Raw genomic sequence first — 15,804 nt, forward strand, 5'->3', positions numbered from 1 at the left:
CCACGAGTATCAGCTAAGGTAAGGCTTACCTTCATTCCCCTCGACTGAATCGGTGATCCGCCATGTCCGCGCCCGCCCCCGCCGCCACCTCCCCCCTGGCGGGCGCGTACGCACGGCTGACGGAGGCGTACGACGGCCTCCGGGTCGTCGAGCGCGCCGCGCACGAGCCCGCCCCCCGCGGTGCGGGGTGGATCGGCGCGGACGAGCTCGCGGCGGGCGGCCCCGCCGCGGAGGCCTATCTGGCGTGGGACAAGGCGCAGATCATGCGGGACTACGGGCGCGAGGCACGGCCCGACGTGGTCGCCACGTTCGGCCTGCACCGCTACGCCTGGCCCGCCTGCCTGCTGATCACGGCTCCGTGGTTCCTCCTCCGCCGCGTGCCGCGGCTTCAGGAGGTCGCGTACCACCGGGCGGGCGGAATCATGAGCGTGCGGACCGAGACCTTCGCCTGCCTTCCCGGCGATCCCGCGGCCGGCCTTCCGGGGGCCCGGGTCGTGCCTGACGGAGAGGCGTTGCGGGCCGAGGTGCGCGCGGCGGTGGCGCAGCACCTGGAGCCGCTGCTGGAGGCCTTCGGTCCGCGCATGCGGCGCAGGCGGCGCGCCCTGTGGGGCATGGCGACGGACGATGTCGTGGCCAGCCTGTGGTACGTGGGCCGGATGCTGGACGAGGAGGACCGGGCGATCGCCGAGCTGGAGGCGCTGCTGCCCGGCTCGACCGCCCCGTACGCGGGCGGCGCGGGCTTCCGTACGCTCACGGCGCCCGACGGGGCCTGCATGCCGACGCGGGACCGTGCGAGCTGCTGCCTCTTCTACACGATCCGCCCGAAGGACACGTGCGTCACGTGCCCCCGCACGTCCGACGCGGACCGCATCGCCCGCCTCACGGCCCGCGCGGCGGCGTAACGTTCCTCCTCGTCGGCACCCGGATCCGCGCCCGCGGCCGGCCCCGCAGGCACCCCTCCCACCCGCCGGACCGACCTCGCTCGAACACAACACCCATTCCCCATACGGCAGTTCGAGCCACAACACCCTTTCCGGCGGCCACGGCCCCCGATGGCGTCCACTTGCCCCGAAACCCGCGTGCGAAGCGAATCCCCTGCGCCACCATGGCCCCGGTAGGCCGCATACGCGAAGCAAGGGACATCCGCATGAGACTGACCGACATATCGCTGGACTGGCTGCTGCCCGGCAGCCTGTTGATCCTGGGCGTACTTGCGGCAGTTGCGGTACTGGCCCGGGGCAAGCGGGAGGGCGAGAAGGCCGCGGCCGAGGACTCCTGGGAGCGCAGCGAGGAGCGCCGGCGCCGCAAGGAGGCCGTGTACGGGACCGCCTCCTACGTCCTGCTGTTCTGCTGTGCCGCGGTGGCGGCCGCGCTGTCCTTCCACGGGCTGGTCGGTTTCGGCCGGCAGAACCTGAACCTTTCGGGCGGCTGGGAGTACCTGGTCCCGTTCGGCCTGGACGGCGCCGCGATGTTCTGTTCGGTGCTCGCCGTCCGGGAGGCGAGCCACGGCGACGCCGCGCTGGGTTCGCGCATGCTGGTGTGGCTGTTCGCGGGCGCAGCGGCCTGGTTCAACTGGGTGCACGCGCCCCGCGGGGTCGGGCACGACGGCGCGCCGCAGTTCTTCGCCGGCATGTCGCTGTCGGCGGCGGTCCTCTTCGACCGGGCCCTGAAGCAGACCCGCAGGGCGGCGCTGCGCGAGCAGGGCCTGATCCCGCGCCCGCTGCCGCAGATCCGCATGGTCCGCTGGCTGCGGGCTCCCCGGGAGACGTTCGGCGCGTGGTCGCTGATGCTGCTGGAAGGGGTGCGCACGTTGGACGAGGCCGTCGACGAGGTGCGCGAGGACCGGCGGGAGAGGGAAGCGGACCGGCTCCGCAGGCGCGACCAGAACCGCCTGAACCGGGCACGCCTGAAGGCTCTGGGCCGACAGCACCGGACGTCCGTCTTCGGCCGGTCGCGCGGCCGCCAGGTCGACATGGCGGGGCTCGCCTCCGCCGCGGGCTCCGCGCCGGTCGGCGCGGAGCCGGCCATAGCGGATCTGGGACAACTGCCCGCTCCGCCCCGGCGCCCCTCCCTGCAAGCCGTGAACACTGACGTGACGGGCCCCCGAACGGTCGACCTGACCGCCGAGGACGACACCCAGACCCTCCCCCGACTCGACTCCCTGGAACGCAAACTGAAGGACCTGGAACAGCAGTTCGGCTGACAGCTCCGCTCCGAGGGCCCGCCTGCCAGGCGGGCCCTCGGCCGTGTCGGGCGCCCTACGCCACGTCCGCCAGTTCGAACCACACCACTTTGCCGCCCGCCCCCGTCTCCACTCCCCAGGCTGCGGCCAGCGCTTCCACCAGCGCCAGCCCTCTTCCGTGCGTACCGTCGTCGGCGGCCGGTACGTACGGCCTGGGCGGCCGCCCCGCCGCCCCGTCACCCACCTCGACCCGCAGCCGACCGCCGAAAAGCCGCGCGGTCACCTCGGCTCCGCACTCCGTGTGCACGAGGGCATTGGTCACGAGTTCGGTGACCAGCAGCTCGGCCGTCTCCACGGCGTCGGCCCGACACCGCCGCCGCATCAACTCCCTCACAGCCTTCCGTACGTCCCCCACGCCCTTGAAGTCCGCACGCCGCAGACTCCGGGACACTTCCGCCACGGGCGGCCCCGACGCCTTGCGGTCCTCCCTCTCGGCAGGCTCCCGCGGCACGGGCCGCCCCCTGCGCCACTGCTTCCCGGCCTTCGCGCCCACCTGCACGGCGACCTCCCCCGCGTCACCTCGAAAGTCGAACAGGTCTCCGGAATGCATTCCCTCCACTACCCACCGCACTCCTGCCGCCTGGCCCGCAGCCCCCGCGACCCACCCCGCATCAAGCCATCCGCGGGCCCTCCCCCACCAGACCTTCAAGCCGCCCCCCACCCCCGACCCGCCCACATCCGGTCACCCCATACCGCCCCTCCCCCCGAAGAACCAACAGGTGACCGACACAATCCAACCCCCTCCCCCACGAACCCGGCCGTCCGAAAACAACCACCCGCTTCCACCCCCCGCAAAACAACAACCTGCCGAACAAACCCACTTCGCCAGCCACCCCGTACTGCACGAGGTTGAGAAAATCTCCCACCCTCCCGGACAAAGAACATGCCGAAATCGCCGACGCACGGGTACGCACCGAGAACAACCGGAAACGCGCGCCCGGCACCGCGCCCGAAGACACCGGGCACCCCGATCCACGCCGAAGCCACGGACGGACGCAGCCGGCCGCGGCTGACGCCCCCACCGATCAAGCCCGAAGCCCCCCGGCCCCTCTCCGGCGGGGCCGGGGATCGAAGTCCCCCTGCCCTGGCCCCGGGTCACGTCCCGACCCCGCCCCGGGGACCGCCCACCGCAGCACGCCTGCGCCGTCGGGCTCCCTCACCCCTCCCACACAGCCGCGGCCGTCCGGTCGTCGGCGTACCCCTTGACCCGGAGCTGCGTGTCGGCGAGGAAGGCCGCCAGGCCCGGCGGCTCGGGGTCGGACCACCGAACGGCGAGCTCAGCCGGCAGCAGCTCCTCCTCCCGCAGCGGGTCGGCGAAACCGCCGGAGCACAGCAGCAGGGTGTCACCGGGCCGTGCGACGGCGGCGCGGAACCGGAAACCCGGCCCGGCATCCATGCCGTCCTCGGGATCGGCGCCGGCCGCCTCGGCATGCTCAAGGTCCTCCCACCCGCCGCCCCGCAGTCGGAACACCCCGCCCGACCCGGCCCCGAAGCAGACGCGGGTCCGGCACTCGGGGTCGATCGGCAGCAACAGCGCCCGCAGCCCGGCGGTGTACGCGTCCTCCGGATGCCCGAGTTCGGCGGCGCGGGCCCGCAGCCGGCCGTATCCGCGGTCGGTGAGCCGCTGGAGCCCGGAGCGGAGGGCGTCACGCCGGCCGGAGCGGATGTCGTCGGCGAGCCGGGCCTGGCTGCGGCCGACGGCCGCGCCGATCCAGTGGACCAGCTCGGCGGCCGCCTCCGCCGCACCGGCGGCGGCGCGGTCGCCGCCGGCGAGGGCGACGAACACGAGCGCGTCGTCGCCGGTGCCGAAGCGGGCGGTGAGCAGGTGGTCCCGGCGGGCCTCACCGCGGTACCGGGCGGAGTCCCCCCGGACCGAGGCGGCGCGCAGGGTGCACACACCGTGCCGGGCGCCCTCCAGGACGGTGTCCGGTACGAGGTCGTCGAGCGCCCCGGGATCGGCGAGCGGCAGCGCCCCGGGCTCCGGGGCATACGTCGGCGCACGGTCGCCGAGGTGCCGCACGGTAGGCCGGTCGGGCCCCGCGCCGGGAGCGGGCGGGCCCGGGGCGGGCCGGGCGGGACCGAAGACATCGCCCTGCCCCCGCGGCGCGGACGCGGGGGGAGGCGGCACCACGCGCGGCGGCCGCGGCGCGGGGGGAACGGGCAGCACGGGAGGCACGGTGACATCCCCCAGTCCGTACCCGGTGCTCCCGCCCTCCCGCGGATCCCGCGGGAGATCGGACGGCGGCGCGACCGGCGGCGGGGCGACCGGCGGCGAGCCGTCACTCGGCGGCCCCGGCACCGCGGCTCCCGGACCGGCGGCGCAAGGCGCAGCACCCGGCGGCGGCACGGGCGACGGGGCGAACCACCCGCCCGGCGAGCCCGCCACCGGCCCGGAAGCCGCAGACGACGGCAGCCGTGACGGCGACGGCGGTGACGACGGCGACGGCGGTGACGGTGACGGCGGTGACGACGGCAAGACGAATCCCCTACTCGGCGATTCAGCCGGGAGCCCCCCTCCCTGCGCCGGAGCCGGCGCCCCGTAGCCGTCGGCGGCAGGCGGGGACGGCGGCCTCGGTGGGGGGACGGGTCCCGCAGCGGGAGGTTCGGCGGGGGGTGGCGGTCCCGCCGCGGCAGGGGTGTCGGCGGTCGGCCGCGCCGGCGGCATCGGCGGTACGGGCGTGCCGGCGTTGCCCCCCGGCCCCCCGGCCTGCGGCGGGGCGGGCGGCGCCGTCGGCGGGGCGGGGGTGCGTGGCGGCGGAACGTCCGGGGGCGGAGGCACGGCGGGCGGGCGGTGCTGCGCCGGCACCGTCGGCGGGGCCTCGGTGTGAACGGCGGCGGGCGGCTGCTCCTGCCCGGTGCGTTCCGCCGGTGCTCCTGTCGGCGGCGCTGCGGGTGCCGCCGTCGGCGGAGAGACGGCAGGCACCGGGGACACGAGGTTGGCCGCGGCCCGGAACCGGGACTCCAGGGTGTCGACCGCGGCGGGGTCAACCGGGGCAGGGCCGACCGGCGCGGTGTCGGCCTCCGCGCCCCCGCTGCCCGGCCCGGGGTCCGCTCCCGTGTCGGGTTCCCCGTACAGCTTCTGCCACCAGTCGTCCGCACCCCGCTGACTCATGCGGCTATTCTCGGCGCGCCTCCGCCCCGGAAAACGCGGAACTCACGAAATGAGTAGTCCCGGCAACACCCCCGGGCGGGGCGGTATACGCCCCTCCGCTCGTACACCGGCACGCATCCCGACCCACGCACACGCCCCGCCCACACTGCTTGCTCCCGTCCGCCCTTGTCACGGGGGCGGACCATCCGGTGATGATGTCCGCGGCGGGTTTGCGCCGTGGCCGCTTCCCGCCAGCCGGCCGGGCGGTCACGCGGGCAGCGAGGCGGCCGGCCACACAGGCAGCAGCGGCCGACCGCGCATCCGGTCGGCCGGACAGCCACGCAGGAGGGGTGGACCGTGGGCGAAAGGTGGGGGTGGACGGGTTGCTGAGCGCGATCGGCCTGGACGAGGGGCAGGAGTCGGCGTACCGCGCACTGGTGGCGCTGGGGGCGGCGGAGGTGCCCGATCTGGCGCACCGGCTGGCGCTGCCGGTGCGGCAGACGGAGCGGGCGCTGCGCCATCTGGAGCGGCACGGCCTGGCCGCGCAGTCGTCGGCCCGGCCGGGCCGCTGGGTGGCGGCTCCGCCGGCGGTGGCGTTGGGGGCGCTGCTGTCGCGGCAGCGGCAGGAGCTGGAGGAGGCGGAGCTGGCGGCGGAGCTGCTGGCGCAGGAGTACCGGGCGGAGCCGGCGGAGCCGACGGTGCACGACCTGGTGGAGGTGGTGACGGGCGCGAGCGCGGTCGCGCACCGGTTCCGCCAGCTCCAGGCGGGTGCGGAGCGGGAGGTGTGCGCGCTGGTCAGCGCCCGCCCGCAGGTCGTGGCCGCGGGGGACAACCCGGAGGAGGAAAGGGCGGCGGTGCGCGGGGTGGCGTACCGGGTGGTGATCGAGCGGGAGGTGCTCGGCCTGCCGTCGGGGATCCGCGAGGCGTCGACCGCGTTGGCGCGCGGCGAGCTGGTGCGGGTGACGGAGCGGGTGCCGACGCGGCTCGTCATCGCGGACGGGTCGCTCGCGATGGTGCCGCTGACGGGGCGCGCGGCGGAGCCCACGGTGCTGATGGTGCACGCGTCGGGGCTGCTGGAGTCGCTGGCGGGGCTGTTCGAGGCGGTGTGGCGCGAGGCGATGCCGCTGCGGCTGGGCGCGACGGGGGCTCCGCAGGAGTCCGCGGAGGTGCCGGACGACACGGACCTGGAGATCCTCACGCTCCTCCTCGCCGGGATGACGGACACGAGCGTGGCCAAGCACCTGGAGCTGGGGCTGCGGACGGTGCAGCGGCGCGTGAAGGGCCTGATGGAGCTGGCCGGGGTCACGACCCGGCTTCAGCTGGGCTGGCATGCGCACGAGCGGGGCTGGGTGTCCCGCTAGGGGGTGTTGCCCAACCGGCTGCTGCCCGGCCGTCCGGCTGGGTGGCCCGTCGGCGGCCGGTCGGGCACGCTGAGCAGATGGATCTGCCGCAGCTGCTCCTGGCGGGGCTGGTGCTGCTGCTCGGGACGGTGGGGGTGATGGTTCCGGGCGTGCCGGGGACGTGGCTGGTGTGGGCGGGGGTGCTGTGGTGGGCGCTGCAGGACCGGTCGGCGGCGGCGTGGTCGCTGCTGGTCGCGTCGACGGCGCTGCTGCTGGTGGTGCAGGTGGTGAAGTGGCAGCTGCCGCCGCGGCGGGTGCGGGACGTCGGGGTGACCCGCCGGACGGCGGTGTTCGCGGGTGCGGGGGCGCTGCTGGGCTTCGTCCTGCTGCCGGTGGTGGGGGCGGTTCCGGGTTTCGTGGGCGGGGTCTACCTGTGCGAGCGGCTGCGGCTCGGCTCGCGCGGCGAGGCGTGGGCGTCGGTACGGGCCGTCATGCGGTCGGTGGGGACGAGCGTGCTGGTGGAGCTGCTGGCGTGCCTGATGGTGCTGGGCGCGTGGACGGGCACGGTCCTGTCGGCCTGACCACTTCAGCGTCCCTGGCCCACGGCCACACCCGGCGCTCGCCACCCGCATGAACGGCGCCGCGTAGGCGCACACGCCGGGAGCCCCGTCCCGCCCCGGCCGGAGAGGGACGGGGCGGGGCAGGGCTCCGGACGAGAAGCCGCCGTCAGCCGCGGCCGCCGCGCTTGGCGGCGTAGTTGGCGCGCCCCACGGCCGACTTCAGGCGCCAGTCGCGGCGGATTTCCGCCCGCAGGCGGGCGTCCGTCTTGGCCACGATCCGCTGGTTCTCCCGCAGCAGCTTGCGGTAGCTCTCCAGGCGGCGTTCCGGCAGCGCGCCGTCCGCCACGGCCGCGGTCACCGCGCAGCCGGGCTCCGACTCGTGGGCGCAGTCGTGGAAGCGGCAGTCGGCGGCGTACTCCTCGATCTCGGAGAACACCTGCCCGACGCCCGCCTCCGCGTCCCACAGGCCGACGCCGCGCAGCCCGGGGGTGTCGATCAGGACGCCCCCGCCGGGCAGCGCGAGCAGGTTGCGGGTGGTCGTCGTGTGACGGCCCTTGCCGTCGACCTCCCGGGTCGCCCGGACGTCCATGACGTCCTCGCCCAGGAGCGCGTTGGCCAGGGTGGACTTGCCGGCGCCGGAGATGCCGAGCAGCACGCTCGTACCGCCGGCGACGACCGCCGCGAGGACGTCCATGCCCTCACCGGTCAGCGAGGACACCGTCAGCACCTGCACGCCGGGCGCCGCGGCCTCCACGTCCTGGACCAGGTACCCCAGGGCGGCCGGGTCAGGAACGAGGTCCGCCTTGGTCAGGACGACGAGCGGCTGCGCACCCGACTCCCAGGAGTCCGCCGACGTACGCAGCAGTGCCTCACCGCTCGAACTGGACATCGCGAGCGCGAGGAACCGTTCGATCCGCCCGAGGTCGAGTTCGACCGCGAGCGACACACAGATGACGATGTGATCGATGTTAGTGGCCAGCACCTGGCCCTCGGACCGCTTGGACGACGTCGACCGGACGAACGCGGTCCGCCGAGGCAGGATCGTCCGCGCGTACCGGGGGTCACTGCCCTCGGGGTCGACGGCGACCCAGTCCCCCGTGCACACGACCTTCATCGGGTCATGGGGAACGACGAACGCGGTGTCGGCACGGACGACACCGTCAGGGGTGGCCACGTCGCACTGACCGCGATCGACACGGACGACCCGGCCCGGGAGCAGGCCCTGGGCGGCGTACGGGGCGAACTCGGCCTCCCAGCCCTCGTCCCAGCCGTAGACGGCGAGCGGGTGCTGGACAGCGGAAAGAGAAGACGGGTAGAGCGAAGCGTTGAACAAGGGGAAACCCTTCGAAGGGTGGCCCCGGCGGCGCGCTCCGAGCGCGCGGATCGAGTGGGTGTCAGCCGGAGACCACAGGGGTGGGAACGATGAACTCCTGAATGCGGGCAGAGCCCGTCACCGTGACAGTCATCAATGTCCTCACCTCCTGCTTCTTCTCAACGAACCAACACCGTGCCCTCGGCAACGACACAGCCGCGCCTTGGAACGAGCAGAACCATAGCCTCGCCCCAGGGCACGGCACCACCGATTAAATTCGGGGTCCCCCGTACGACGCCGACAAGCAGCGGACCAGCGTCACGCCGCAAGTCGCACGGCGTCCTGGGCGAGGACCTGGGTCCTGCCGATCTCAACGACCGGCCGCCTGTAGCTCGCGGCGATCCCAGAGCGCGTGGTGAACTCCACCAGTGCGTACCGGAGTACACCCACGACCGGAACAGCCGCCGTGTCCAGGGCGGCAGCCAACGCGGGCAGCTCGGCAGCGAGTTCCCACGAAGTCGATACGAGGTCGAACGCACCCAGCCCGGGAAGGTCCGCCAGCCGGAAGCCGATTCGGACCTCAGGTGTCGGCCCGCGACCTGCCTGGGCTGCCGCCTTGCGATCAGCCAGGCTCGCCGGACAACCACACAGCGATCCACGTGCGCCCACCGGCTCCAAGAGCCGAGTTCCGTCGCAGACATGGAAAGTCTCACCAGCTCCGCGCATCACCATGCGAAGCGAGATGGCCCCGCGGCCATCCAGCAAGACAGGGATGTGATCGCGGCGAGTCAGGATCTCGACGACGTGCTCGTCGCCGGCGTCCAACATCCGCGGCACACCTCCATAGAGCCCACCCACAGCGTCAGCGACTGCGGGATTCTCCGTTGTAACGCGCCATGCCTGCACCGCAATGGGCTTTCCGCCTCGCTGTCGCGCCACGTGGAATCGGCCCACGGGATCCGACGCGGATACGCGCGACCGATCTGCCCTAGTGTCGTCGAGCTTCTGATCCCGACTGGGGCTGTAATGCAGGTAGGGAGCCATGGCCTTCCTCCGGCAGCGCGATGTTCAGAGGCTCCAAGGATCCGATGCCCTCGCCGGTTGGCGTAGCCGGAATTCACGTGTAGAGAGATGCCGGCTCGCACGTCACGAGGTCCGAGCCAGGTCTGATCAGGTCCACCAGCACCAGAACCTCAGCGGCGCCCCGACCTCGCACCAACGCATTACGAGACCACGAGTGATGGTGCTGACTGGTGCCTCGCCGCCCCAAGCACCCCTTCGCTGGCATTCCGGCACCCCTCCCCGGCACGAAGACCTGCCAACGCAGACGGGGGTCCCACACCAGCATCGTCGTCGTGCGAGGACAACGATGGTCGCGAGGAAGACATCCCGCCTCAGGCGGGGTGCCGGTGGCATCCTGTGCCGGTGGACATAACCCTTCCCGACCAACTGGGCACAGTTGAACGAGACTCCCGTGCTGCTGCGCGAGCAGTGATCCGAAGGCTGAATCTCTCCGCGCCTCCTGGGCAGACCACGGGACAGCACGAAGTCGCCTTCGTGCCAGTGACCCGCGCGCAATGGAAATCAGTGTTGAGGGACGCCGGCCTGCCCGGGCTTCAGCGGGAGACCGACGAGAAGGTTGCGGAGATCCTGCGCCTGCGGACCGCTTCTGGCCGAACCATCGGGAAGCAGCTTCCGGAGTTGTTGCGGCATCTCCATGCATCGGTTGTCGCCTTGGGTGTTGTCGCAGAAGAGGTATCCCGGTTCAGTCCGTCCCGCACCAGCGCGGCAGAACAGCGGTTGGCGGCTGACCTGGCGCGGGCGAATCGGAGCGAGGCTCAAGCGCTGTTCGCCTGTCTGGAACAGGGATGGGCGGAGTCCGCTTGGTCTGCAGTACGGAGGAATGCCCTCGCGGCCCAAGAAGCCGGGCGAAATCTGGAGGCTGCCGCCAGAACTGATCACGACGGCCTTCCTGACGAGGACGTCTACCAGCGAACGCTCGGGATGTCGGCCGAGCGACTGCGCCCCGGGACGGGTGTGGCGTCACGGGCCCGCCTGCTGGCCGCTTGGACGGAAGCCCCGAAGACACTGGACCGTCGGCTGCGCAGGAGCATGAGACATCTGATCGATGACTCGCTACCACTAACAGTGATACTTCTCCACCACCTTGCCGTCCTCGCGCTGTCCGATCGGCCTTTGGTGACACACCGCGCTGCCCTCCTGGGACGTGGTCTGGTGACGTCCCAGCTGAAGGCCAAACCGGAGCTGACATGTTCAGTGATGGCACGCCACGTCGCTCGAGAACCGGAGATGGTGTCCTCCCATCGCGGGCAGATCGCCTATCTTGACGCCTACTACCAGGCGGAATACAAGGAAGAAAAGGCGCGAGCGGTCACGGACCTACACCGGGCCGTGCTGGAAGCAGACGTCAGGCGCACGGCTGTTGTGGTGTTGGAACTATTAGGAAGGACGGTCCCGCAGGGGGCCTCGCTCGCCACCGTCCGGGATCTGCTGGCAGCTGAAGACAATCAGCCGCTGTGCAAGCTCCTTGCTTCGACGATCCGCTCTGAGTGGCGCAACGCGAACGCACACGAGGACTTTCACTGGGACCCCGAAAACAACACACTCCTCTTGAGCGGACGGCCAGCCGATCTCGAAGAGGTGCTGGATGCAGCAATCCGCGCTCGCGCCATTTGCCGCGGATTCGAGCACGGTGTCGCCGTGGCCTACGCACAGAACGCATCGCTGGTCATCCGGGGCACGGAGGACTCGACCTACGTCGGCCGAGACCTCTCGATACTCCAAGCAGCCGGAGAAGCCAGACTCCCGGTGCTGGACATCCGACGCCATGGCAGTCTCGTGCGGCTGGACGTGCCCGACATCTCCATTGAGAGCCTGAGAGAGGCGCTTCGCGCCATCCTCAGGGCCGCCATCACGGACCCCAGCGTCGAGCGCTGGGAACTACGTCAGACCTCTCCTGACCGACCGCTACTGCACGTGGACCGTGCTGGAACCCATGCCGGCCTGCAGGTCGCGGAGCCCCTCTGGGACATTGCCGACCCCCTCCCTTTCGCCGCTCTCCCCCTGCTGGCGAATGCCATGACCAATGCGAGAGAACCCGCCGCGACAGCAGCTTCAACGGTTCTCTGCTTGGCGGCTGTCCATGTCGTCGGAGAACGAGACCGCTTGTCGCCGGTCCTTGCACACGGTGATCCGGCTGCCAAGGACGAGTTGATCAACACCGCGAAGCTGATCAGCGACGCCACCAAGGCAGCAGCGCATCTTCTGGAGGGCCCAGCCCAACGCAAGTTGTCGGCCTTCGCTGAAGTTCTTGCCGGAGAATGCCACCGGCTGAAGAGCGCTCCCCCCTTCAAACTAGTTCGCGAGTTCTTGCCGGCGGATCGGGCCCTGCGGAGACATGCGCCACCTCGCCTTCCATGGATAACAGGACTCCACGACTCTGCCGTCTGAGCTCCCCGAAATGGTCAGGCTCAGATCACGCTTCACAACCCAGTGCGTGTGCGAGATGGCCTACACGCCAATCACCCGGGCCGGGAATCATGACTGTTTGGCGTCCTTCGTCGTAGCGCGAGGGTTCGGAACAGAACCCTGGTCCGCGGCCTTCCCCTTTCCGTCCAGCCCCAGGGACTGCTTGATGTTCTCGAAGTCGACGACCGGGGTGCCGATCCTGCCCACCGTGTGCCCGTGCGAGGTCAACATGGCCTCGGCGAACGGGCTGTCCAGCGTGGCGACACGGGTCCACGAGCGGACCTCTGCCAACGGAGCAGACTGAACGATCTCGAAGTCGACCAGCAGGTCGGGGATGTCGAGGTACTTGGGCAGAATCCGGTAACGGGCGTTGTTGTCGCGGAACATCTCCAGAGCCGCGTTCCGTTCCCGGCTCCCCTTGACGGGGGATCCGGCCTCGATCCAACGAGCGATCAGCGGTGCTTCGTTCAACGGAACCGCCTTGGCGAGACGCACGTACTCGGCCTTGGCCGTGCGATTTCCACCGCTGGGCAAATCCTCGTAGAGGTCGCAGGCAGGCGTGAGGACGACCCACCAGCCGTCCTGGGGGTCCCGCAGAAGGTCTGCCGCGGTCACGTGCTTGGTGACCGGCGGCATCAGGTACATCCGGGCGGTCGACGCGTGCCCCATCACGCGGTCCTCGGAGGAACCGAGCGCGGCTCCGAGGGCCTCGGCTGCGTTCTCCTTCAGCCAGGCCGCCAAGCGGTGCACGAGGACAGGGGCGATCTGGCTACGGTCGACAGCCTCAAGCCGGTCCCAATTCGGGGCGATCTCGTCCCGGAGGAATCCGCGCACGTGCTCGTCCACGAGGGCGGTGATGTGCCGGGTGAGAACCGGGACACCGGACTCAAGGCCCTCCCGTATCGCGGCGACGGCGTCGTCCAGCCGGTTCTTCGGGACCACCTGGATGAGCGGTGGCTGCGCCAGGTCGCTCACCTGCTCCGCGAGGCCGGTGCAGAAGACGACCGGCACCCAGCGGGTCTTGGCGATCCGGTCGTACAGTTCCCGGCCCTGCAGGTTGGGGTGCGCGGTGGAGCCACGTCGTGTCCCGTCCCTGACGTCCAGAACAACCAGATCGAACGCCTGGGTCTCCAGCAGGCGTTCGGCTTCGTCGAAATCGTTCTCGACGTAGATGTCGAGCGTTCCGAGGTCCGAGAGTTCCTCCACGAGCATCTCGGACAGTTCCTCCGCGATGTCCACCTCGTCCTCGACAATCAAGACCCGGTACACCGCGCCCCCGTCCGTCACCCAACTCTCCTTCGCAGTCTTGCTCTGAACGTGGCTCCGGCAAGGGGCCCTGGCGTCACCAGGGACAGGGAGCCGTCGTAGAAGTCCTTCACGACGCTGCCGGCGATGCTGAGGCCCAGCCCAATGCCGTCCTCCTTGTCGCTGAAGTACGTATCGAAGATCATCTCTTGGATCTCCTCACGTACTCCGGGGCCGCTGTCGCTCACATCGATGTCGACCTCGTCCTCGGGCGTCCTCCTCGTCTCGATGAGGATGGTGCGCTCCTTCCCCTCGGGCAGGGTGGAGAGCCAGTAGATCGAGTTCCCTACGAGGTTGTGGACCACCTGGGAGATGTCACCGGGGTCAGCCGTCACTGTCACGTCCTCGCCGCTGACGGTGACGGTGATGCCGTGCTTCTTCAGCGTGCCCTCGTGGACCGCGACAGCCTCGTCGATCGCGGCTTGGAGGGACAGAGCACGGGGCCGGCCTCGCCGCCGGCCGCTCAGCGGCTCGACGCGGGTGAAGAGCCGGTCCAGAGCCTGTTCCTGCGCAGTGAGGTCGACATGCATCTTCGTGAGAGCAGAGGCGAGCTGTTCGTCCTCGTCACGCTTACGGCCCGCCAGCTTGTTCAACCGACGGAGGACATAGGCGATCCGGGTCAGTGCCGTTCGACCGTCGTGCAGTACGACGTCGACCAGCGCTCCCAGAGTCGCGAGGCGGGAGAACTGCGAGAGGACCTCCTGGACCTTCTCGACACTCTCGTCAATCGTTTCCTGAGCCTGCTCCAGTGCACGGCTCAGCTCGGTATCGTCCGGGTACTTCGCGTTGACGACGTCCCGGACGGGAGAAAGATTGAAGTTCTGGAACAGGCCGTGACGGTCGCTTCCGGCACCGGAGGGGGTGTCCACCGTGATCGGACCCCGCCTGCGGCTCTCTCCCGTCGGACGGCGCAGCCCGTAGCGCCAGGTCTCGAGTCGACTCGCGGCCTCTCTCAGGACACCCTTCAGGTCCTCGTACTCGGGGGAGTCGATAAGCCCTTCCCGGTGCGACCGGTCCCGGAGCCCGGGGTTACCGTCCGCCGATATGTACACGAAGCCCGCGACCTGGTTGTTGGAGAACCGCATGGTGGGGTTGTTCACGCGGCGGAGGTCGAAGCCAAGCCAGTCGAAGTCGACCTCACCGAAGGGCTGCACCCGGAAGCCGTCCCGGTAGAGGGCGACACCACTGTTGCCCTTGATCAGCTTACGGACCTCGGTGATGTTGCGGGCCCCGAGGTCGATGTCGAGCATCTCCTTGAGGGAGGCCGAGTCGAGGTCCCAGGTACGGAGGTCGAGTTTCAGGGGTCCGCACCTGGGCGCCTTCCCGTGCGACGGGAAGAGGTACTGGTTCAGGGTCTCCGACTGCCCGGACGTCAGGTGGGTCATGGTCAGGTCGGCGAGACCGTTTGTGTCGATGGTCCCTATGAGGCGGTAGTGCGGATGCGCCAGAGCTTCACTGGCCCCGACGAAGCCGGTGTGGTGGTGCAACAGCCCAGCCGGAAGCGAGAGGTAGATCGCGAACTCCGGCTGGTCGGGTACGTCCAACTCCGCAGGAGGAAGAGGAGGCAGGAGTCGGGACAGGGACCGCTTCAGGCTCTCCACCGACTCGGCGCCCCAGTCCTGCCGAAGCCCTTCGAGCCGGACGAGGGTGCCGTGAGAACCCGTCCAGGCGGGTTGTTTCTCCCTTGCACGGAAAGCACTTGTCACCTCATCGAAGAGGCGTCGCGCTTGGCCGTTGTCGGCGAACACCTCGGGAGCGCCCACGTTCCACTGGACCGGCACTTCGTCGAGGTAGGCGTTCTCAGCGGCGAAGTCACTCCAGTCGAGCCGGATATTCACCTCCGGGGCGCCGGCCTTGCGACTCGTGATCGCGGTCACGGCGCCGAGCCGGGCTGCGGAGAAGCGCCCGATCCCCTTTGCACCAAGAACCCGTCGCCCGGACTGTTCGCTACGCGGAGCACGGTGTCGGAACGGTGTGGCAATCTCCATCCAGGTGTCCCGGACGGTCTCAGGGGACATTCCGTGCCCGTCGTCCCACACCTCGATGGAACCGTAGCCCTCTTCCAACGGCCCGTTGAACCTGATCACAACCAGGCTGGCATCGGCGTCGTAGGCGTTCTTGACCAGCTCGGTGAGCGCCACCCGCTCGTTGCTGATCAGTTCCTCACCGAGTGTGCTCATCAGGCGTGCGCGGGGACGTAGGAACGTCTGTGTGTTCTCGGAGTCCACGCTCGCCCCTCTAACCGCTCAGTACCGCTCCCCCCACCCGAGGAGCACCGGTTGCGATCTTAACGGCGGGGAGGGCTCCGGAAGCGCCGCTCAGAAGATTTGGGCAGCATGTGTGGCAGCGGCGACTCACGGTGACGGCAGCACCCGACGGAAGGGCCCGGTCCCGTGATCGAACGTGTCTTCCAGTCCGGGGGTTCGTTGAGACAGGTGACGTTCGTAGACGTATCGCATCACAGA

The 15,804-nt window shown here is 70.5% G+C and carries 11 protein-coding genes; 5 read left to right on the forward strand and 6 right to left on the reverse strand.

Annotated elements, in window-relative coordinates; genetic code table 11:
* The first annotated feature begins 62 nt into the window (after positions 1–62).
* Entirely contained in the window at positions 63–902 is an 840-nt protein-coding gene (locus ACZ462_RS08340) for a (2Fe-2S)-binding protein (RefSeq protein WP_467807574.1), read from the forward strand.
* Between the two features lie 245 nt (positions 903–1,147).
* Complete coding sequence (locus tag ACZ462_RS08345; RefSeq protein WP_467807575.1) at positions 1,148–2,203, forward strand: DUF2637 domain-containing protein; 1,056 nt, start codon at positions 1,148–1,150, stop codon at positions 2,201–2,203.
* A 55-nt stretch (positions 2,204–2,258) separates the two neighbouring features.
* On the opposite strand, the gene ACZ462_RS08350 is transcribed toward ACZ462_RS08345, so the two are convergent.
* Both ACZ462_RS08350 and ACZ462_RS08355 read right to left on the reverse strand, forming a co-directional pair.
* Positions 2,259–2,621 carry an ATP-binding protein gene (locus tag ACZ462_RS08350; protein ID WP_467807599.1) on the reverse strand — a complete coding sequence of 121 codons (363 nt, stop codon included), beginning with the start codon at positions 2,619–2,621 and terminating at the stop codon, positions 2,259–2,261.
* A gap of 777 nt (positions 2,622–3,398) precedes the next feature.
* The gene (locus tag ACZ462_RS08355) at positions 3,399–4,262 is read right to left on the reverse strand and encodes a protein phosphatase 2C domain-containing protein (protein WP_467807577.1); all 864 of its coding nucleotides are present in this window, start codon (positions 4,260–4,262) and stop codon (positions 3,399–3,401) included.
* A 1,454-nt stretch (positions 4,263–5,716) separates the two neighbouring features.
* Here ACZ462_RS08355 and ACZ462_RS08360 point away from each other — a divergent pair.
* Positions 5,717–6,694, forward strand: coding sequence for a helix-turn-helix domain-containing protein (locus ACZ462_RS08360; protein WP_467807600.1), 978 nt, complete (start codon positions 5,717–5,719; stop codon positions 6,692–6,694).
* Positions 6,695–6,771: 77 nt separating this feature from the next.
* On the forward strand, positions 6,772–7,254 hold the full coding sequence (locus ACZ462_RS08365) for a DUF456 domain-containing protein (RefSeq protein ID WP_467807578.1): 483 nt from the start codon (positions 6,772–6,774) through the stop codon (positions 7,252–7,254).
* A 145-nt stretch (positions 7,255–7,399) separates the two neighbouring features.
* On the opposite strand, the gene rsgA is transcribed toward ACZ462_RS08365, so the two are convergent.
* Both rsgA and ACZ462_RS08375 read right to left on the reverse strand, forming a co-directional pair.
* Positions 7,400–8,566 (reverse strand): ribosome small subunit-dependent GTPase A, encoded by a 1,167-nt coding sequence (rsgA, locus tag ACZ462_RS08370; RefSeq protein WP_467807580.1) that lies wholly within the window; start codon positions 8,564–8,566, stop codon positions 7,400–7,402.
* A gap of 297 nt (positions 8,567–8,863) precedes the next feature.
* Positions 8,864–9,589 carry a recombination directionality factor gene (locus ACZ462_RS08375; RefSeq protein WP_385847325.1) on the reverse strand — a complete coding sequence of 242 codons (726 nt, stop codon included), beginning with the start codon at positions 9,587–9,589 and terminating at the stop codon, positions 8,864–8,866.
* A 381-nt stretch (positions 9,590–9,970) separates the two neighbouring features.
* Between ACZ462_RS08375 and ACZ462_RS08380 the strand changes: the two genes are divergently transcribed.
* Positions 9,971–12,016 (forward strand): hypothetical protein, encoded by a 2,046-nt coding sequence (locus tag ACZ462_RS08380; RefSeq protein WP_467807581.1) that lies wholly within the window; start codon positions 9,971–9,973, stop codon positions 12,014–12,016.
* 87 nt (positions 12,017–12,103) lie between these two features.
* Here the strand turns inward: ACZ462_RS08380 and ACZ462_RS08385 are convergent, their stop codons facing one another.
* Positions 12,104–13,321: a hypothetical protein gene (locus tag ACZ462_RS08385; RefSeq protein WP_467807583.1), complete on the reverse strand. Its 1,218-nt coding sequence runs from the start codon at positions 13,319–13,321 to the stop codon at positions 12,104–12,106.
* Complete coding sequence (locus ACZ462_RS08390) at positions 13,318–15,567, reverse strand: sensor histidine kinase (protein WP_467807584.1); 2,250 nt, start codon at positions 15,565–15,567, stop codon at positions 13,318–13,320. Before ACZ462_RS08390 ends, ACZ462_RS08385 begins: the two co-directional genes overlap by 4 nt.
* Positions 15,568–15,804: the final 237 nt, after the last annotated feature.

The organism is Streptomyces sp. NPDC031121 (genome assembly GCF_055570615.1).